Consider the following 20,007-nt stretch of genomic DNA (forward strand, 5'->3'; position numbering starts at 1 on the left):
TCCAAACTAAAATATGCCTTAAATTGCTTCACACAAACTTTTACCAGACTTTATATTTTCTATAAGTTTAGGTATAATTTCATATATGTCTCCTACAATACCTATGTTTGCTACATTAAATATAGGAGCTTTTGGATCTTTGTTTATTGCAACAATCAAATCTGAATTGTTCATTCCTGCTACAAATTGTATAGCACCAGATATACCACAAGTTATTATAAGTTTTGGTTTAACTGTTCTTCCACTAAGACCAATCTGTCTCTTTGCATCTAACCATCCTGCTTCTATAAGAGGTCTTGTGCAAGCAACTTGTCCTCCAACTAAATTAGCAAGTTCTTTTATAAGTTCCATATCCTTCTCGGATTTAATTCCTCTTCCTGCTGCAACTATTACATCAGCTTCAGATATTTCCTCTTCAATTTTCTTCTTGATTATTTTTAATACTTCTATATCCGATTTAAGTTTATTTTTATCCATAGATTGTACAGTTATTTTACCTGATATTTTTTCTGATCTATCAGGTGCATTCATGACTTTATATCTAACAGTGGCAAGTTGTGGTCTATGGTTTGGATTCAATATTTGAGCCATTATATTTCCTCCAAATGCAGGTCTTATTTGAACAAGATCTGTATTTTCATTCATGTCAAGTACAGTACAGTCAGCTGTAAGCCCAGTTCTAAATCTAGCTGCTATTCTAGGTGCCAGTGACCTTCCAACTGTAGTTGCACCAACCAAAAATGTAGAAGGTTTTACTTTGTTTATAAAATCTTCAAGAGCTGCAGTATAAGGCTCTATTCTAAAATCTTTAAGTTCATTATAATCATATACAAATACTTCATCTACACCATAATGGAGCAATTCTTCTGCTTTGTCTTTTATATTGCATCCAACAAATACTGCATAAACAGGATGTTTTATTTTAGCCGCAAGCTCCCTTGCTTTTCCAATAAGTTCATAGGTTACAGGATGTATATTTCCTTCTACATGGTCTACATATACAGCTATTCCCTTCCACAAACTTTTATCTATTTGCTTAATTTCATCTTCTATAAATTCAACTACCCCACAAGGTCCTTTTTTCACACACATCTTGCACATTTTACAAGCAGCACTTATTTCTAATTTTCCATCTTTATTTTCCATTGCTCCAAATGGACATATTCCAATCAATTCTTCTATAATTGAAGGAGTAAGCTTATTTTCATTTATTACTAATTTACCCATATCAATTCCTCCTTGAAATTTTAATCTATCAATGAATCTTACTTAGTGGGAGCTTGTTTCTCCCACTAAGTTTAGATGAATTATCTAGGGGCGTAGCTACTGTTAGCTGCCACTTTGATAGAAGTGGGAGTGTTACAGTAGGTAGCCATCAGATAAATTTAAGTTCTTTAAGCTTTTTTGAAAGTCTGTCTGCAAGTTCAATTCCATTTCCCTTCCACATTTCTTTATCATTATTCACTTCTGGTGGAAATATTCTTTCTACCTGGGTTGCAGATCCATTTAATCCATATTTATTTTCATCTTTATCTTCAAAATCCTTATACCCAAATACTTTTACTTCTCTATCTTTGGTTTCAAGTTTCTTTTTATAAGATGGAAGTCTAGGCTGAAATATATCTTTTTCCACTGTTAAAAGGCAAGGATATTTTATTTCAGCTACTTCAACTGTATTTGGCATATCCATTTTCACTACCATGGATTTTTCTTCAACCTTTTCTATACTAAATGCATTAGCTATATGTGGTATTTGCAAGTATTCAGCCATTTCAGGTCCAACTTGTGCAGTATCTCCATCTGTAGTCTGCTTTCCACACAATATTAAATCTATATGTCCCATTTTTTTTATTCCCTGAGCAATAGTATAAGAAGTTGCAAGTACATCAGCTCCTGCAAATTTTCTATCTGAAAGAAGCACACCTTCATCTGCACCCATCATATAAGCTTCTTTTATAACGTCAGCGGCCTGGGGAGGTCCCATACTTATAACTTTTACTGTTCCTCCTTTTTCTTCTTTGATCCTAAGTGCAGTTTCAAGTGCATACAGATCATAAGGATTCATTTTGGAATCTATTCCTTCTCTTTTTAAAACACCAGTTACAGGATCAACTTCCACTTTAGAAGTTCCTGGTACCTGCTTTATACATACTAATATATCCATTTAAATTACCTCCCAAATTTTTATATGAATTTGTAAATTAACTTACAATAACTGAAACTCCATCAGGAATAACTGCTACCTTGGCATCTTTTCCCATAATGTCATATGCTCTAGTTAAAGCTTCAGAAATAGTTGAAGCATGCTGCATATGAATATTTTTTATAATTTCAGGATCACACATATCTGTGACCATTATTACAGTATGTGTACTTAATATTCTAGCAAGTATTTGAGATTCCCATTGATCAGGTACTGTCTCTCCTCTAGGCACTTTAGAAACTTTCTCTAAAAACTCCTTTGGAGAATTTACATTTGCCAAATTATTATAGAATCCTTCACCACCATGGCCATCATCACAGGCAGCTACCATTATTATTACACCGCCTTCTCTGCAAGTAGCTTCAGCTGCAGTCATGCCTTTAACTGACTGATATATATTTTGGTCCAGTGGATATCCTCCATTTGTCGAAATGGCAATATCAGCTTGGACTTTGTCAACTTTAGATAAGTCCATCACAAATTTACATCCCTCTTCATGGGCAATCCTACTGTCTCCTGCAAAAGCATTTATTATCTTCTTATCTTCATCTATAACTACATTTACTATAAATGCAAGCTTTGCTTTTTTTGCAGCATATAACATGTCCCTGTGTATAGGATTATTATTAAGCTTACCTGTCCTTGCATAAGGGCTTGCTATGAATTCAGAACAATGGTTTGCCATTATGGTCTTTGCAGAAGCTATTCCAGGCAAAATGCTCTTTCTTCCTCCTGAAAATCCTGCAAAGAAGTGAGATTCTATAAAGCCTTCTGCTATTAAAAGTTCAGTTTCAGCAGCAATTTTGTTTATTATAAGATCTCCACCTGATGGAAGTGTTCCAATTTTAACAAGGCTCTCTTCATCTCTAGAATTGTGTACTATTATATTTTCATTTTCAGCTATATCTTTTCCAAACTTATCTATAAGTTCTTCTTTAGTAGTAGCCCTATGAAATCCCGTTGCTATTAAAATTTTTATATCAATATCTGGATTTACCTTTCTTATTCTTTTTAAAAGTATTGGTGTTATTATTTTACTTGGTACAGGTCTTGTATGGTCGCTAGTTATTATAACCATATCCTTTTTGCCTTTTACTAAATTCTCCAATTTAGGTGAAGCAATCGGATTATCAAGTGCCCTTTCAACTATTTCAGACTCTCCAAATTGAGGTTTGTAATCTTCTGCCCTTGATCTTAAAACTCCAACTAAATTTTTATCATCAATTTGAATTTCAATTGTCTTTTTACTATAAGGTAAACATACTTTAGACATAATCAAATTCTCCTTTCGTAAGTATTAATCTAATTAAATCCAAATATAGGTCCTGCAAAGTAAGCAATAATTCCTAAAACAATTACATAAACTATGCAAAACTTTAAAGTTGAATTTAGTATCTTTCCTTCTTGCCCTACAAGTCCAGTAGCTGCTGTTGCAACTGCTATACTTTGAGGTGAAATCATCTTTCCTGCTGTTGCTCCTCCAGTATTAGCCGCTGCAAGCCAGTACGGATTTAATCCAAGCGATTTAGCAACTTCAACCTGAAGTCCTCCAAATAGTACATTAGCTGAAGTATCACTTCCAGTTACAAAAGTTCCAAGTGCACCAATTATAGGAGCAATAAGTGGATAAAATCTTCCGGTAGCTGCTACTAAAACAATTGATATGGACTTTATCATCCCGCTGTAGCCCATTATCTTTGCAAGAGCTACTATGGCAATTATAGTAATAGCTGATTTATACATCTGCTTAAAGGTACTTCCCAGAACTCCAATTATTTCAGTAATCTTAGCACCCTGGATAAGTCCACCAATAAATGTAGCTATTATAATTAAGGTTCCTGGATTTGACAGCCAGTTAAATGTATACGGTGATCCTCCTTTTCCCGAATAAATAAGTACTGAAGTTTTTACAGAAGACAACGCCTTATTTATCGGTGGGAACAGTGCACTGCTCAATATTACAAATAGAAATACCAGTATAAAAGGCATCCATGCTAGTACTCCTTCTTTTGTGGAAACCTTTTCTGCTTGCTTATCAGCAGTATCCTTATAAAATATTTTAGCTACGGCAATTGTAACTATCATACAGCAAACAGATCCAAGTATAGCTGGAAGCTCAGCTCCAAGATATTTTGCAGCTAGAAGCTGCGGAACTGCAAAAGAAATTCCTGATGCAAGGGAAATTCCCCAAAATCCCTTTATGGCTTTCACACTTTTTCCTGTAAGCATTACAAGCACAACTGGAACAACCACAATTAAAATTACAAGCTGTAGTCCTACTGCATAACTTAGCTGAGTTACATTAATATTTGCAACTTTTGCAAGAGTTGTTACAGGGATTCCTATTGCTCCAAAAGCAGTAGGCGTTGTATTTGCAATAAGGCATATTATAGCTGCAAATACAGGATCAAATCCAAGCCCCGCCAGTATGCTTGCAGGTATGGCAACTGCAGTTCCAAATCCTGCTATAGCCTCCATAAATCCTCCAAAGGCCCAGGCTAAAATTAGAACTAATATTCTTTTATCTGTAGTAATTCCTGTCATCATTTTTTTTATTACATCCATGCTTTTAGTATAAACTGTAATATTATAGGTGAAGACAGCAGCTATAATGACAATCATAATAGGCCATATTGCAAGAGCTACACCTTCAAGTGCCGCTGTAATTGCATTAAAAATTGGCATTTTCCATACAATTATAGCTAAAATCATAGTAACAACTAATGTGAAAGGGCATGTCTTTTGTCCCGGGATTTTTAGAGCCCCAAGTGATACCATTAGCCAAACAATTGGTATGAGTGCAATAAGAAAAAGTAAATAATTGTTCATTTTAATCCCCCTTGAAAAAACCTTATTGGTATTATGGTAATACCACTTTTGACATTATATTAGCATAATCATTTCAATTTTTCTACAATTGTTATATTGTTAACATTACTTATAATAAACTGAATTAATTAAATTATGTTGTGGTCGTAACGTTTTCATAAAATTAGGGTACAGATAAAAATTTTTATCTGTACCCTAATTTTCATATTATAGTGTACTAGCCGTTAACTTATTAACGTTAATAAGTTAACTATTTTATTTAAGCAAAAGGCTTTTTTTACATTTATCCGATGACTACATATTACTTCTGATATACTTATCAGTAAAATCTAAATGCTTTTTCATCTCTTCTGAAGCCATTGCAGCATCATGATTTTTAATAGCTTCACATATTTTAATATGCTGTGCTGCAAGTACTGATAGATTTCCTTCATCTACCAATATCTTACTTCTAGCTTCTTTTAAAAAGGAATCCATTAAAAAAGACATTGAATTTAAAATATTTTTTATCAAAAAATTTTCAGTAACTTGGGCAATTTGATAGTGAAATTGTTTATCAAGTTCTACATTATCTTTCTCATCTTTAGAAGTTTTGAAAGCATTTGCTAATTTCTCCAGATTACTTAGCTGCTTGTCATTTATTTTTTCTGCAGCTATAGCTGCTGTCTTCACTTCTATAATTTTTCTAACTTCCATTATTTCTTCAGGTTTCCCACCTTGGAGCATAAATATTATGGACAATGGTTCAAACAAACTATCCTCAAAACTTTGCTTTATAAAATTTCCTTCTCCCTGCCTGCTGTCTATGAGTCCTATAACTTGAAGTGCCCTTAAAGCCTCCCTTATAGAAGTCCTACTAACTTTAAAGTTATCAACTAACTCTCTTTCGGAAGGAAGTTTGTCTCCCCTTTTTAAAGTACCATCCATAATCATATTTTCAATTTGAACTATTACATGTTCATATACCTTTGTACTCTTTATAGGTGTAAACATCAAATGAGCCACCTCAATTCATTTTATCTTATATTTGGATAAGTTTTCTATATATTTTGAGCAGAACCTACAAAAACATCATTCCACTTTGTATATATACCAAATAAGCTTACTACATCCTGCTCGTTATACAATAATATTTTTTGTTTTTTCATTTCAGGCATTCTCTTTATATATTCATCATCTTTTGCTATTTTACTAAAGGTTTTAGCCAAATTTGAACCACTTATTACTTCGTTTTCCCTATTTATTCCAAATTCTTTTTCCAGTGCTTTTAGCCCTATGGATTTATGCATTTCTTTTTCGTATTCTTTTTGCAAATCTATACTTATAAAATAATCTTTTATATTAAATTCTATACCATATTTCTCAAAAAGATAGTTTATTACTGTAAAATCATTGTTACCTGAAAAAGTCACTATATATTTTTTTCCCATTTCAATCATAGTTTCAAAGTAACTTCTTGCTAAATCAAGTATATCTCTTACATCTTTGCTGTTTTCTATCATATACTGAGTTACTTTTAAAATTTGATTTTTGTAATCATAAAAGCAACATCCAAATACTCCTATACATATTGGTTTCTTATATATATAATGCTCTAAATCAAAAAATATAGAATCTTTAAAAACACAGTTATTATTCTCTACTTTTAGTGAACTTTCTGTCATAGGCATTTCAACACCAACATCATTAAGTCTTTCTATCACTTTATCACTCTTCTCCAATTCATTTTAAAACATAAACAATTTATATATCATTTATGCACTTTGTTTCTAGTTTGTATATCATATCTTTTCTTTCTACTATTACTTTTGCCTTTTCGCTTAAAACACTATTATCTTTTATTTTTTTCAAAAGTTCTCGGGTTGGATTTACACAGACAGGATTTCCAACCATATTAAGCATTGCTAAATCTCCTGAAGTATCCCCATATGCATAACTTTTTGCTAAATCTATACCATATTTTTCAACTAATAATTCTATGGCTTTTTTCTTGCTAACACTATCCCACATAGGAACAACTTCTCCCGTATAAATATCCCTACTATCTATAATATACACAGCTCCTACATAATCGTCAAATCCATATCTAACAGCCATCTCCCTTACAAGCTCCACTGGGCTTCCGGATACAGTTATAACCTTGTGTCCCTGCTCCTTATGCCATTTTATCATATCCCTAGTATAAGAATACACCCTATGGCCTTTTTGTGAAACTACATTTTTGGCTATAAATTCTATTTGAGATCTGTGAAGACCTTTTATAGCTTCAATATATATACCAGCAATCTTTAAAAGATAATTATCATAATTTCCCTCTCTTTTATCCCACTTTTCATATTCTGGTTTAACTTCCTTATACCATCTTTCTCCAGGTATCACTTCATATTTTACCAGTTTTTTGAATACCTCTGTTATAAGACCCTCTCTATATAAAGTACCATCAATATCAAAAAAAGCTGCTATACTCATACTCTTTATTCTCCTTAACTATTATTTAAAAAAACATAAATATATCTTATTATTTTAACATACATACTTATAATATCAATATTCGAAAAAAAATAATCGGTTGACAGTATATTTCTAATATGATATTATAATATTAGAAATGATAATGATTTTCATTATATTTAACAAATTGGGAGGTGGCTTTATATGAGTATTTGCGATTTAAAATTAGGTGAAATTGGAATGATAAAAAGTATAAGTGGTAATGAAAAATTAGTTAAAAGACTTCTTGCTCTTGGATGCATAGAAGGGACTGAAGTATTATTAAAAAATTGTGCTCCTTTAGGGGATCCTATAGTTATAAACTTAAGGGGTTTCAATTTAGCTATACGTAGAAAGGATGCACAAAATATATCAGTAAATGTCCCTGCGTAAAATTATTAATAATGAAGTTATAGACGGGAGGAGTAATATGATCGTAGCAGCTTTACTTGGCAACCCAAACGTAGGTAAAACTTCTTTATTTAATCATCTAACTGGTTCAAATCAATATGTTGGAAACTGGGCTGGAGTAACCGTTGAAAAAAAGGAAGGTTACGTAGATAATTTTATAAAAATTGTAGATTTGCCCGGAATATATGCCATGGATACATATTCTAATGAAGAAAAAGTATCCAAAGAATTTTTACTTACAGGAAATCCAAGCGTAATAATAAATATTGTAGATTCATCAAATCTAAATAGGAATCTATATCTTACAACTCAATTGAAACAATTTAATAAACCTATTATATTAGTTTTGAATATGATGGATGCAGCAGAATCTAAAGGATTAAAAATAGATTTTTCAGCACTTTCTAAAGAACTAGGAGTAACAGTGGTTCCAATTGTAGCAGCTAAAGGAAAAGGTATAGACAACCTTCTTGAAATTCTTAAAAGTGGTAACTTTTTAAAGGAAACAGATAATAGCAAATTTATCTTTGAAAATGAAAAAGCAGCCTATTCCTATATAAATAATATTCTAAGCAAATGTGTTAAGGAAACAAAAAAAAATATTACTTCAACTACTGAAAAAATAGACAAAGTAGTTTTAAATAGATTTTTAGCTTATCCAATATTTTTAATATGTTTAATATTGATTTTCAAGTTTACTTTTAGCTGGGTAGGTCAACCTACTGCAGACATTTTTGACAATTTTTTAGAAAGCTTCTTAAAACCGGATTTAAAAATACTCTTAGCAGGAACAAGTAGCTGGTTTAGTTCTCTTTTAGTAGATGGTATTCTATCTGGTGTAGGATCTGTAGTTGTATTTTTCCCCGTTATATTCTGTTTATTTTTAGGAGTATCTTTTCTGGAGGACAGTGGATACATGGCAAGAGGGGCTTTTATAATGGACAAACTTATGAGAAAAATGGGGTTGTCTGGAAAAGCTTTTATACCACTTATAGTAGGTTTTGGTTGTTCCGTGCCTGCAATTATGACTTCTAGAACACTTGAAAGTGAAAAAGATAGAAAATTAACAGCATTACTTATACCTTTAATGTCATGTAATGCCAGGTTACCTATATATGCACTATTTGCTTCAGCTTTTTTCACTAAAAATAAAACTACCATAGTATTTTCTTTGTACATTCTTGGAATCTTTATAGCCTTTTTAATTGGCCTCCTTTTTAAAAATACCTTATTTAAAAAAGACGAAGAACCTTTTATAATAGAACTTCCTGAATACAATATCCCTGAATTAAAAAGTTTGTTATTCCACACTTGGGAAAAGGCTAAGGGATTCTTAAAAAAAGCAGGTACCATAATATTTTCCATGTCGGTTTTAATCTGGTTTTTATCTAACTTCAATTTATCTGGTATGGTATCCATGGATAAAAGTATTCTATCTTCTATCGGTAAATTAGTAAGTCCTATATTTTCACCAATGGGATTTGGCACCTGGCAAAGTTCAGTATCACTTATTACAGGTATCACCGCAAAAGAAATTGTATTAAGTACTATGAGTATTGTATATGGTGGAAATTTAGTTACCTCTCTTCAAAGTCAATTTTCCCCTATTTCCGCTTATGCATTCTTAGTTTTTGTATTGCTATATACCCCTTGTATATCTGCAATAGCAACCATGAAAAAAGAATATGGAAGCAAAATGGCAGTATTCTCCGTAACATATCAACTTCTACTGGCATGGATATCTTCTTTTACCGTATTTAATATAGCTTCTCTGATATTTAAGTAATGGAGGCGTTTTAATTGTTAGAGATTATAGTAACAATAATTATTGCAGGAACAGCCCTGTATATACTTTATAGAAATATTAAAAATAAAGCCAAAGGTAAATGTGATTGTGGATGCTGTACTGGTTCAAAATGTCCCTATAATACAAAAGATTGTAATAATATAAAAAAGTTCTGATATAAATATCAGAACTTTTTTATAACATAATCCACTATATCTTCGATAGATATAATTCCTTTAACCGTATTTTTATCATCAATTACAGGAATAGATACTATGTTCTTTTCCCTCAGTCTTTTTGCAACATCTAAAATATCTTCATCACTTTTAGCTGTAACTACATCCTTTGCCATAACCCAGTCAACAGGACATGTATCATAATGTCCTTCTTCCATTAGGAACCTGTATATATCCGCTTTTACTATCATACCTGTTAGTTTACCGTTTTCATCAACTACGGGTGCTCCATTTATATTATGGTCATACATTACATCTAGAGCCTTATGGAGACTATCTTCTCTCTTTAATTTCACAATATCAGAATGCATTATCTCTCCTACCATACTATTATCCCTCCTTATTTCAATTATACAATTATTTTTCAATATAAAGTACAAATATTTCAAAAATTTAATTTTATACTAAAAATATTAGTAACTATTATTTATTATATTTACTAATTCATCACAATCACTTTCACCTTTTAGGAGATGGTCTATGACGTGAGAAGCAGCTCTTTTAGATACCTTTTCTAATTGAACATCTAGTTGTATATTATTCTTTTTCAAAAGTATTTTTAAATATTTTAACTGTTTCTCTGTAATACAATCTTCCCTTACAAGCAAATTATTATTTTTAATTTTGCAAGCAAATTCATGTATTTTGGGTAAATTTAAAACATCTTCATAATTATGCAGCATTATAGTTTCCTTTATATCTTCATTTTTACTTTCTAGAAATTCTTTATACAGATCTACACTAATTCCACCATCTATTTTATCTTTTCGGTCTATTCCCACATGTTTTTCTACAGTCTTTAAATTGCACCTTTCCATTCCAAGTTGTTTATAGTATGGTCTTATAAGCCTGTACAAATCTATGTGATGTTCAGGAGCTTTAAAACATATGTTGTTTTGATGAGCCCTCTCTTTTATAAAGGGCTCATCAAATGCTATTCCATTATAGGAACACCAGCTGCTATATTTTTTTACATCTAATCCAAAATTATATATAACTTCTCTTTCATCTTCTAAAACATCTGAAAAATACTGTTTCATTTCAAAGTCATCCCTGCTTAAAAATCTCCCAAAAGATATAAGTATTATGTTGTCATGTTCTCTGTCAAATCCTGTTGTCTCTATATCAAAATATGCTACATCATCCATATTACAACTTAAAAATATGTCTTCTGAAATATTTATATGCTGTTTATACTCTTTGATTTCCATAACCTAGTTACTAAGTAACTTCTCCATCTCCATTCTACCGTAGAATTGAATTCAAAATACAAATAATATTTTTACATCTTTTCTACTACATCTATTCCAAGTAAATTTAATCCATTTTTTATTACCTGACAGGAAGCCTTTACAAGCTGAATTCTAGCTGCCTTTACACCTTCATCTTCAGCATTTATAATGCTGTGTGCATTGTAAAACTTATTAAAGGCTTTAGCTGCATCTATTACATATCTAGTTACTATAAATGGTTCTAACTTATTTATAGCATTCAATACTGCCTTATTAAAACCATGAAGTATTTTCACAAGTTCAAATTCTTCTTTACTACCTAATTTGCTGTAATCTACATTTTCACTTATATCGGCAGGAGCTTTTCTTAATATACTCTTTCCTCTAGCATAGCTATATTGTACATAAGGACCAGTTTCTCCCTCAAAGCTTAGCATTTCATTCCAGTCAAATACTATATCTCTTTCTCTGTTGTTTTTTAAATAAGTAAATATAACAGCACCTATTCCTATTTTCTTTGCAACTTCTTCCTTATTTTCAAGCTCAGGATTTTTTTCATTTATTATTTCAAGAGTTCTCTTTATAGATCTATTTAATAAATCTTCTAAAAATATTACATCTCCCTTTCTTGTAGAAAGTTTTTTATCTGCAAACCTTACAAGACCAAAACCTACATGTGTACATGAATCTGCCCAATCATTTCCCATTAATTTAAGTGTAGTAAATACCTGTTTAAAGTGAAGTGATTGGTCAAGGCCTACTACATATATGCATTTATCAAAATCATAGGTTTTCTTTCTATATATAGCTGCAGCCAAATCACGTGTTGCATATATAGTAGCTCCATCAGATTTTTTTACAATACAAGGAGGTATGTTATAATCATCCAGCATTACAACTCTTGCTCCATTACTCTCTACTAAAAGCCCTTTTTTGTCTATTTCCTCTACAACGGCATCCATTTTATCTGAATAAAAACTTTCTCCTGTATAGAAATCAAAATTCACATTTAAAAGATCGTATATCTTCTTAAATTCTCTAAGGCTTAAATCCTTAAACTTTTTCCAGAGAGTAACTTCTTCCTCACATCCATCTTCCAATTTTTTAAAATACATTCTACCTTCTTCATTGAGTGAAGGATCTTTTTCAGCTTCTTCATGAAATTTAACATATATCCTTAAAAGCTCTTTTATTGGATCTTTATGTAGGGAATCTTCATCACACCATCTTTTATAAGCAGATATGAGTTTTCCAAACTGAGTTCCCCAATCTCCCAAATGATTTATTCTGGTACAGTTATACCCTTGAGAACTTATCATTTTATACAACGCATTTCCAACAGATGTACTAAAAAGATGTCCTACGTGAAATGGCTTTGCAATGTTAGGTGACGAAAACTCTACAACTATATTTTTTCCTTTACCTAGCTCAGATTTTCCGTAATTTTCTCCTTCTTTTAATACCTTCTCCAAGGTATCTTTTGTAAAAGCTGCTTTATCTACAAAAAAGTTTAAATAAGGTCCTAGATTTTCAACTTTTTCAAAATATTCTTTGCCTAATTTACTTTTTAATTCTTCTGCAATCATATTTGGAGATTTTCTTAATGTTTTTGCCAATTGAAAACATGGAAAGGCATAATCTCCCATCTCAGGCTTTGGAGGTATCTCTATTAAACCTTTTATAAAATCCAATTCTAAATCTACATTTTCTTTAATTCTTTCTGCTATTATTTCTTTATAATCCATAACTTTATGTTAAATAACTTTATGGTTATTTAACAATATTCAACTCCTCTCCTGTTTACATTCTATTACTTTTCATATCCAGTTACATGATTCTTATGCCAATTCCAGGCAGTTCCAATAATGTTCTCCAAAGAATTATACTTTGGCTTCCATCCAAGTTCATCCTGGGCTTTCTTAGAAGAAGCCACAAGTACTGCTGGATCTCCTTGCCTCCTAGGTGCAATTTCAGCCTCTATTTTTTCTCCAGTTACTTTTCTTGAAACTTCAATTACTTCTTTTACAGAAAATCCTTTTCCATTACCTAAATTATAAATCTTACTTTCATTATCTTTCATAATTTTATCCAGTGATAAAAGATGAGCATTAGCTAAATCAGTTACATGAACGTAATCTCTAACACAGGTACCGTCTTCTGTATTGTAATCATCCCCAAATATGAATATTTTATCTCTCTTTTTTAAAGCTACTTGAAGTATTATTGGAATTAAATGAGTTTCAGGTCTGTGATCTTCTCCTATAACCCCATTTATATGTGCTCCAGCTGCATTAAAATATCTCAGCGCAGCATACTTTATACCATATGCCCTATCACTCCACTTCAAAACTTTCTCCACTGTAAGCTTTGATTCTCCATAGGGATTGGTAGGATATGTAACTGCATTTTCTAAAATTGGTATACTTTTTGGTTCCCCATAAGTAGCTGCGGTTGATGAAAATACAATATACTTTACATTATGCTTTCTCATTGCTTTAAGCAAATTTAAAGTTCCACCTACATTATTATCAAAGTATTTAAGAGGTTCATCTACACTTTCCCCTACAAGAGAATAAGCAGCAAAATCTATTACAGCTTCAATTTCATTTTCTCCAAATACTCTGTCAAGTATATTATCATCTCTTAAATCTCCCTCATATACCTTTCCACCTAAAATTGCAGATCTATGTCCTTTTTCAAAATTATCTAATACGATAACTTCTTTTTTATTTTCCAATAACTCCGCAATCATATGACTGCCTATGTATCCGGCTCCACCGCAAACTAAAATTGCCATTATAAAACCTCCAATATAAATTATAACTTTATAGTCATTTAAATACTATATTTTATATTTTATATCTATTTCATCCTATTTGTCTACTATAGTTGTAATTATGCTCTATATAATGTTATAAAGAGCATAGCCTAATTAAAAAACGGTATGCTCTTTATAATTTAATTCATTCTAATTACCATTCAAGGCAAAATATCTTTTTTAATTTTACCATACTCAACTACTACATGTCCATTAACTATTACATAATAAACTCCATTGAGTTTTTCAAAGCCTGCAATCATTCTAAGTGTAGCTGTCTTTCCTTATCTAAAAAATTTCTCAACAGCATTATCTTTTAAATTTTTAACCTTTAATTCTTTACCATAATTAGAACTATATAAAATAAACTTGTAATTGCAAACTCTCTTATTGTGCTGAAAATAATTATATGATGAAGTAATAGATTGTATAGTCGACATCTTTAAAACAGATTGAGTTTTATTAAAACTATTATGACATATGCAAACTAAACTTCTATTTATCCCCAATGCCGTATTTTTAAATTCCATATGTCCTATAATAAATAATATTATAAACATGGCTATGCTAAATAAAATAAAGCTTGGTTTTATAAATGCAATCATGCAAGTTACAATTACCCAAAATGCAATTTTCTTATAAAAAAAGCCAAAATATACATTACTAAGAGGTTTATTAAAATTATCTTCATATAAAAATTCATCAAGTAAATCTTTTAATATTTTATCTTTCAATTGGCTATTACATATGGGATATAGTATAGCTTTTTCTCCTTTTTCATCTCCGTATCCAATACTTTCTATTTCTATAGTAAAATAGCCAAAAACCTGCATTAAAATAGTCTGTTTAAGATGTATCCCTTTAATCTTTTCTCTATCGAAACTATAATTTTTCTTATTTAAGGCTCCATAATTTATGCAAATTTTATTATTATCAGCCCACATTCTAAAATTATAATATTTTATAAAATTATATATAATAGACAAACATAAACTTACAAATAATATAATACAAACTATAATTGCGATTGTATAAATTTTTTCATAAAAAGTTGTATAATTAAACCCTCTAAAATATTTAGATATATCAATATTAAGTTTAAGTAATCTTTTAACACGTTCCTCAAAAAATTGCTGTATAGCAAGCAATATAGCTAGTCCCTTAAACAGTGAATTAGAAATAATAGAATATATAAATAATTCTTTTGAACCTAAACTATAAGATTCCTGTTCATATTTATTTTTAAGTGTATTCGTATTTTCTTTAAGCAGTATATTTCTAAGCTCCTCAGCCCTACCTCTATTTAAAGTGAATTTCAATTCATTTCCATGATCCTTTGCATCTCCTGTATCAATTTTTATAGTTGCTGCATTAAAAATTTGTTCAAAAAAATTTGTTGAAATGTCAACTGTATTGATTTTTTCTAAAGGAACTTCTATTTTTTTTACGCTAAAGACCCCTTCTTTGTGATAAATATACTTTTCTCTTATTATAAAAATGTTTTTTCTCCATTCTATAATCTCATATGCTAGAAGTAGTATTAATAAAATTACTGCAATTAAAATTCCCAATCTAAATCCAATCCACTTAATCAAGAATCCTGATGCAAAAATAATTCCTATCATTTCTTTTAATATTGTGCCTAAACTATAAAATAATTTAAAGAAATGATTTCTCTCTACCCTATCCAATTTTATCACCCAATTCTATAACATTTTTAAGGTTATTTGCGACTTTTTCAGCATCTTCCACAGCTATAGCAGGGATTTTATGTGTACCCCCTGCAGTTATTATATTTACAGAAGCTATTTTGCACATTCTTTCAATTGGTCCCTGTTCTATTTTTAAATTCTGGATTCTAGAAACTGGAATTATTGTTCTTTTTCTTATGATTATGCCTTCTATAAGTTCAATTTTATCTTCAAATATTCCGTATTTCCACTGTTTATACTCTAAAAAGGGCCATATAAAACTATCCAAAATTGAAACAAATATTATTATTGCAGTTAAAAGATTTAAACCACATTTTAGTACTTTCATATCTTCAATTCTTGGCATTAAGAATAAATTCACACATAGCACATATAAAGCTATAAATATAACACTAATTACTGTTCTTCCAATAATCCATGATTTTATAGCACTTTTATCGATCTTATCATAATTCATAGTTAATCTCCTTCACATATCTAGTGTACTTGCTTGTACACTAATTAGTTTTGCCTATATTATATATTACATAATTATATTTTACTATTTTAAAATTTAATAAATCTTTTATAATTATTATATATTGACGTTTATATTTGTATATCATAATATATAAATGTAAAGATTTAAATATAGAAATATAGCGAGGTAGAACTATGGACAATAATTATAAAGAGTATGCCGATACTGCTGAACTTCTTAAGGTACTGGCACATCCTATTAGACTATGTATAGTCAGAGGGCTATTAGATAAGGGCTGCTGTAATGTTACACACATGCAAAATTGCCTTAAAATTCCTCAGTCAACTTTATCACAACACTTACAAAAATTAAGGACAGCAAAAATTATAGAAGGAACTAGAAATGGACTTGAAGTTAATTACAGTGTTTGTAATAAAACAGCTATTGATTTAATTCATGTCTTATTTAAGTAATGTCAATGATTTATAGAGTTTCGAACAAAAAAATCAACTTATACTCCAAATATTTTTTACAACATTCAGTTCAATTAAATATTTTGATAAGGCTAAGAAAAAAATTTTAAAAAAGCTTCATTATTGTAAAAATGTTCCTACGTATAAGTTGATTTTTAAGTTAGTAAACTCCTTAGGACTAATAATCTTTCATACAAAGGGTCTCAAGCAATGCCCATTGTAATTTAAAAAATCTTAAATTTAAATCTTATTGAAGTAAAGCTGCAATAGCACTATATTTTAGATCTTCTGTAGTGTTAACGGAAGGGAATCATCCATAACTACTAATTTTTAATTCTCAATTTTTAATTTCACTTTAATACCTATACAGGATTTTTTCTTAATTTTACTTCTTTCTTAGTTGGATAAATGGTATCAGAATATATATAATCTACCCCCATTTTAGCAGCTCTTTTAAAATCTTGTCTTCTATCAATTGTCCAACAAAATACCTTTAACCCATCTTTATGAGCCAATTGTACAATTTTCTTAGTAAGAAAATCATATCTGGAATCTAAAGCTACAGCCCCTATAGACTTCGCATACATATAACCATGGAGTCTGCTATTTGGATTTATAATTGGCATTATACGAATCTGATTATCCTTACTTTTTAAATATTCCAAAGCTTGATAATTAAATGAATGAACAATGACTTTTTTTTCGTAACCATATTCATGGATAATATCTAAAAATGTATTAATATCTCTATTTCTTCTACTTAGAAATTTAATTTCAAATATTGGTACGAGATTGTATTTAGAACATTCCGTCAATGCTTCCTCAAATCGAGGTACTTTTAAATTAGGATATTGAGCTATATTTGCCCCCTTATCAATCTTAAGCTCATCTATTTCGTCTGACGACTTTTTTGTTATTGGTCCCCTTCCATTAGTTGTTCTATTAAGTGTAGGATCATGGAGTAAATATAAAACACCATCGGAGGAAGAGCATACATCTAATTCTACTCCCCAATATCCCATTTTACCTGCAATATCAATAGCAGGAATGGAATTTTCAGGAGCAAATCTATTTGCTCCACGATGAGCTATTACTATAGGTTCATTTTGCATTACAGTATTATTAACTTTTTTTGGTATATTGTCTTTTCTTTTGTAACTTATATCATTTAATTTATTAATTCTTATATTAGACGAATATTTAAGAGAAAGAGAATTGGTATTGTAATAAAAAGTTACAGCCATAACTTTTAAAAGTAATGCAGTAAACAATATAAGGATAACATTTGTAAATACCTTTTTATAAATACTATTACCCCCCTTATTGATAAAGTCTTAAGCTTAGCTAAATATTTTAGCAGATTTAATTTTAATTTAAAAATACAATACTAGACAAGAACATGATTTTTTTCATCATTGCTCTTCTAATTCTACCATAAATTATCTATAATAGTCTAATCTATAAAACATAAAAAAGTTCCTAGGAAAGTAAACTCCCTAGAAACTTTTTGCCAAAATATTACTTCATATTTTCTACTTCTTTTTCAATACTATTAAAATCTACATCCTCTAATTTAATAACTTTTGTACTATGCCTTTTTTTATACCATATCCATAGACCTAAGAATAAAGGCAGTCCTATATATGAAGAAATAACTCCACCCCAATCTATTTTAGCTTCTCCAAAATAAGTAATACCTTGACCCAAGATAACCACAATGCAAAGTACAAGTGCTATAATCGGACCCAGTGGAAATAATTTAGCTTTATATTTTAATTTACTAAAATCACGTTTTTGAAAAACATATGCCTTTCTAAAGCGATAATGGCAAAGTGCTATTCCAACCCATGCTACAAATCCTGCTAGTCCTGAAGCTGCTACCAGCCATACATACACTGTAGTTTCTGCATAAAATCCAGTTAAAAAACAAGCAGATGCCACTATAGTAGTAAGTATAAGTGAATTTACTGGTACTCCCCTTGAATTAACTTTTGCAAAACATGCAGGTGCATTTTTTTCTTTAGCCATAGAATATAACATTCTTGTTGAAGCATACATTCCAGAATTTCCTGCAGATAGAACTGAGGTTAAAACAACTGCATTCATAAGAGAAGCTGCCCCTGCTATACCTGCCTTTTGAAATACCATCGTAAAAGGACTTGTATCAACTCCTGCATTCATATAAGGTATAAGAGCTCCTACTACAAATATTGTACCTATATAAAATAATATTATTCTCCAAAATACAGCATTAATTGCCTTTGGTATAGTTTTTTCTGGATTTTCACTTTCTCCTGCTGCTATACCTATAAGCTCTGTACCTTGAAAAGAAAATCCTGCAATTAAGAAAACTAAAAATATAGATTTAAAACCACCTACAAAAGGTGCATCTCCTACTGTAAAGTTTTTAAATCCTACAGGTTTTCCATTAAATATTCCACAAATAGTTGCCACACCTACAATTAAGAATACGATAACTGTAAAGACCTTAATACCTGCAAACCAAAATTCTGATTCTCCATAAGCTTTTGCAGACAATAAATTAAGTCCAACTATAAGTACTAAAAAACATATACTCCATATAATAGATGGTACACCTGGAAACCAAAATTTCATTATCAAGGCCCCTGCTACCATTTCTGTTGCAACAGTTATAGCCCAATTGTACCAATAGTTCCATCCAAGTGCAAACCCCAGTGCAGGATCTACAAACTTAGTGGCATATGTACTAAAGGAACCTGAATCAGGCATGTACGTTGCCATTTCTCCTAAACTTGTCATTAAAAAATAAACCATAACTCCTATACAGCCATAAGCCACAAGTGCTCCTCCAGGACCCGCCTGTTTAATCGTAGCTCCTAGAGCTAAAAATAACCCTGTTCCTATAGCTCCGCCCAAAGCAATCATATTTAAATGCCTGGCTTTAAGACCTCTTTTAAGTTCATAGGTCCCCTCTTGTTTTTGTTCTGCAACACTCTGCATTTTTTTCCCCCCTTATCGGTTTTTAATTTCCGATAAGTGATATAACTAAGACGGACATAAGGTGATCATAAAAATAACCTTGAGAGTACACTCAAGGTTATATAAAGACATATTAATCCTATAACGAATGATAGCTCTCCACAAATTAACCTTGTGACAGTTTTACATATATTTTATGTAAACCCAATTACTTAGCATTAAAGCATCTGCTAAATAACTTCGGCAAAATTTCCTTTCAAGTTGTATCATAGTGCTTAACTCCTCAACTCTACTCTTAAATTCTGCACCTCTACCTCAGTTATTCACTTATATTAATATATTATGAACTAAAATTTTAAGTTAGTCAATAGATTTTATACTCTAAAGTACATTTTG

Annotated in this window: 19 protein-coding genes and 1 riboswitch; of the genes, 4 read left to right on the forward strand and 15 right to left on the reverse strand. The window is 30.6% G+C overall.

Features of this window, described 5'->3' with window-relative positions:
• Window positions 1-18: 18 nt before the first annotated feature.
• From CLRAG_RS15465 to CLRAG_RS15495, 7 genes are all read right to left on the reverse strand, one after another.
• A complete protein-coding gene (locus CLRAG_RS15465; RefSeq protein WP_065079219.1) occupies window positions 19-1,227 on the reverse strand; it encodes an electron transfer flavoprotein subunit alpha/FixB family protein in 1,209 nt (402 codons plus the stop codon).
• A gap of 148 nt (window positions 1,228-1,375) precedes the next feature.
• Window positions 1,376-2,164, reverse strand: coding sequence for an electron transfer flavoprotein subunit beta/FixA family protein (locus tag CLRAG_RS15470; protein ID WP_065079220.1), 789 nt, complete (start codon window positions 2,162-2,164; stop codon window positions 1,376-1,378).
• A gap of 37 nt (window positions 2,165-2,201) precedes the next feature.
• On the reverse strand, window positions 2,202-3,476 hold the full coding sequence (gene larA, locus CLRAG_RS15475; protein WP_065079221.1) for a nickel-dependent lactate racemase: 1,275 nt from the start codon (window positions 3,474-3,476) through the stop codon (window positions 2,202-2,204).
• A 29-nt stretch (window positions 3,477-3,505) separates the two neighbouring features.
• A complete protein-coding gene (locus tag CLRAG_RS15480) occupies window positions 3,506-5,032 on the reverse strand; it encodes an L-lactate permease (RefSeq protein WP_065079222.1) in 1,527 nt (508 codons plus the stop codon).
• 294 nt (window positions 5,033-5,326) lie between these two features.
• Window positions 5,327-6,025: a FadR/GntR family transcriptional regulator gene (locus CLRAG_RS15485; RefSeq protein ID WP_065079223.1), complete on the reverse strand. Its 699-nt coding sequence runs from the start codon at window positions 6,023-6,025 to the stop codon at window positions 5,327-5,329.
• A 47-nt stretch (window positions 6,026-6,072) separates the two neighbouring features.
• Window positions 6,073-6,702 (reverse strand): ribonuclease H-like domain-containing protein, encoded by a 630-nt coding sequence (locus tag CLRAG_RS15490; RefSeq protein ID WP_207644824.1) that lies wholly within the window; start codon window positions 6,700-6,702, stop codon window positions 6,073-6,075.
• A 73-nt stretch (window positions 6,703-6,775) separates the two neighbouring features.
• Entirely contained in the window at window positions 6,776-7,501 is a 726-nt protein-coding gene (locus CLRAG_RS15495; RefSeq protein ID WP_065079225.1) for an HAD-IB family hydrolase, read from the reverse strand.
• Window positions 7,502-7,687: 186 nt separating this feature from the next.
• On the opposite strand from CLRAG_RS15495, the gene CLRAG_RS15500 reads away from it, so the two are divergent.
• The 3 genes from CLRAG_RS15500 to CLRAG_RS20250 are packed head-to-tail and all read left to right on the forward strand — an operon-like array spanning window position 7,688 to window position 9,895.
• Complete coding sequence (locus CLRAG_RS15500; RefSeq protein WP_065079226.1) at window positions 7,688-7,915, forward strand: FeoA family protein; 228 nt, start codon at window positions 7,688-7,690, stop codon at window positions 7,913-7,915.
• Between the two features lie 37 nt (window positions 7,916-7,952).
• Window positions 7,953-9,719, forward strand: a complete 1,767-nt coding sequence (gene feoB, locus CLRAG_RS15505) for a ferrous iron transport protein B (protein WP_065079227.1) — start codon at window positions 7,953-7,955, stop codon at window positions 9,717-9,719.
• Window positions 9,720-9,733: 14 nt separating this feature from the next.
• Window positions 9,734-9,895, forward strand: a complete 162-nt coding sequence (locus CLRAG_RS20250) for a FeoB-associated Cys-rich membrane protein (RefSeq protein WP_083985753.1) — start codon at window positions 9,734-9,736, stop codon at window positions 9,893-9,895.
• Between the two features lie 8 nt (window positions 9,896-9,903).
• Here CLRAG_RS20250 and CLRAG_RS15510 read toward each other — a convergent pair whose 3' ends face one another.
• The 6 genes from CLRAG_RS15510 to CLRAG_RS15535 form a co-directional block, all read right to left on the reverse strand.
• Window positions 9,904-10,281, reverse strand: a complete 378-nt coding sequence (locus CLRAG_RS15510) for a CBS domain-containing protein (RefSeq protein WP_065079228.1) — start codon at window positions 10,279-10,281, stop codon at window positions 9,904-9,906.
• Window positions 10,282-10,368: 87 nt separating this feature from the next.
• Window positions 10,369-11,166: a ribonuclease H-like domain-containing protein gene (locus CLRAG_RS15515; RefSeq protein ID WP_065079229.1), complete on the reverse strand. Its 798-nt coding sequence runs from the start codon at window positions 11,164-11,166 to the stop codon at window positions 10,369-10,371.
• A 71-nt stretch (window positions 11,167-11,237) separates the two neighbouring features.
• Entirely contained in the window at window positions 11,238-12,932 is a 1,695-nt protein-coding gene (gene argS / locus CLRAG_RS15520) for an arginine--tRNA ligase (RefSeq protein ID WP_065079230.1), read from the reverse strand.
• Between the two features lie 65 nt (window positions 12,933-12,997).
• Window positions 12,998-13,984, reverse strand: coding sequence for a UDP-glucose 4-epimerase GalE (gene galE, locus CLRAG_RS15525; protein WP_065079231.1), 987 nt, complete (start codon window positions 13,982-13,984; stop codon window positions 12,998-13,000).
• Between the two features lie 305 nt (window positions 13,985-14,289).
• Complete coding sequence (locus CLRAG_RS15530; RefSeq protein ID WP_242872156.1) at window positions 14,290-15,705, reverse strand: PH domain-containing protein; 1,416 nt, start codon at window positions 15,703-15,705, stop codon at window positions 14,290-14,292.
• Complete coding sequence (locus tag CLRAG_RS15535; RefSeq protein WP_065079233.1) at window positions 15,689-16,174, reverse strand: PH domain-containing protein; 486 nt, start codon at window positions 16,172-16,174, stop codon at window positions 15,689-15,691. The genes CLRAG_RS15530 and CLRAG_RS15535 overlap by 17 nt, the downstream gene beginning before the upstream one ends.
• A gap of 197 nt (window positions 16,175-16,371) precedes the next feature.
• On the opposite strand from CLRAG_RS15535, the gene CLRAG_RS15540 reads away from it, so the two are divergent.
• Window positions 16,372-16,650, forward strand: a complete 279-nt coding sequence (locus CLRAG_RS15540) for an ArsR/SmtB family transcription factor (protein WP_065079234.1) — start codon at window positions 16,372-16,374, stop codon at window positions 16,648-16,650.
• Between the two features lie 362 nt (window positions 16,651-17,012).
• Here CLRAG_RS15540 and CLRAG_RS15545 read toward each other — a convergent pair whose 3' ends face one another.
• Together CLRAG_RS15545 and CLRAG_RS15550 are read right to left on the reverse strand one after the other, a co-directional pair.
• Entirely contained in the window at window positions 17,013-17,921 is a 909-nt protein-coding gene (locus tag CLRAG_RS15545) for a glycerophosphodiester phosphodiesterase (protein ID WP_242872157.1), read from the reverse strand.
• A gap of 247 nt (window positions 17,922-18,168) precedes the next feature.
• Window positions 18,169-19,632, reverse strand: a complete 1,464-nt coding sequence (locus CLRAG_RS15550) for an amino acid permease (RefSeq protein ID WP_065079235.1) — start codon at window positions 19,630-19,632, stop codon at window positions 18,169-18,171.
• Between the two features lie 123 nt (window positions 19,633-19,755).
• Window positions 19,756-19,932, reverse strand: a riboswitch (Lysine riboswitch).
• Between the last annotated feature and the right edge of the window lie 75 nt (window positions 19,933-20,007).

This window comes from Clostridium ragsdalei P11 (genome assembly GCF_001675165.1).
Taxonomy (GTDB): Bacteria; Bacillota; Clostridia; order Clostridiales; family Clostridiaceae; genus Clostridium_B; species Clostridium_B ragsdalei.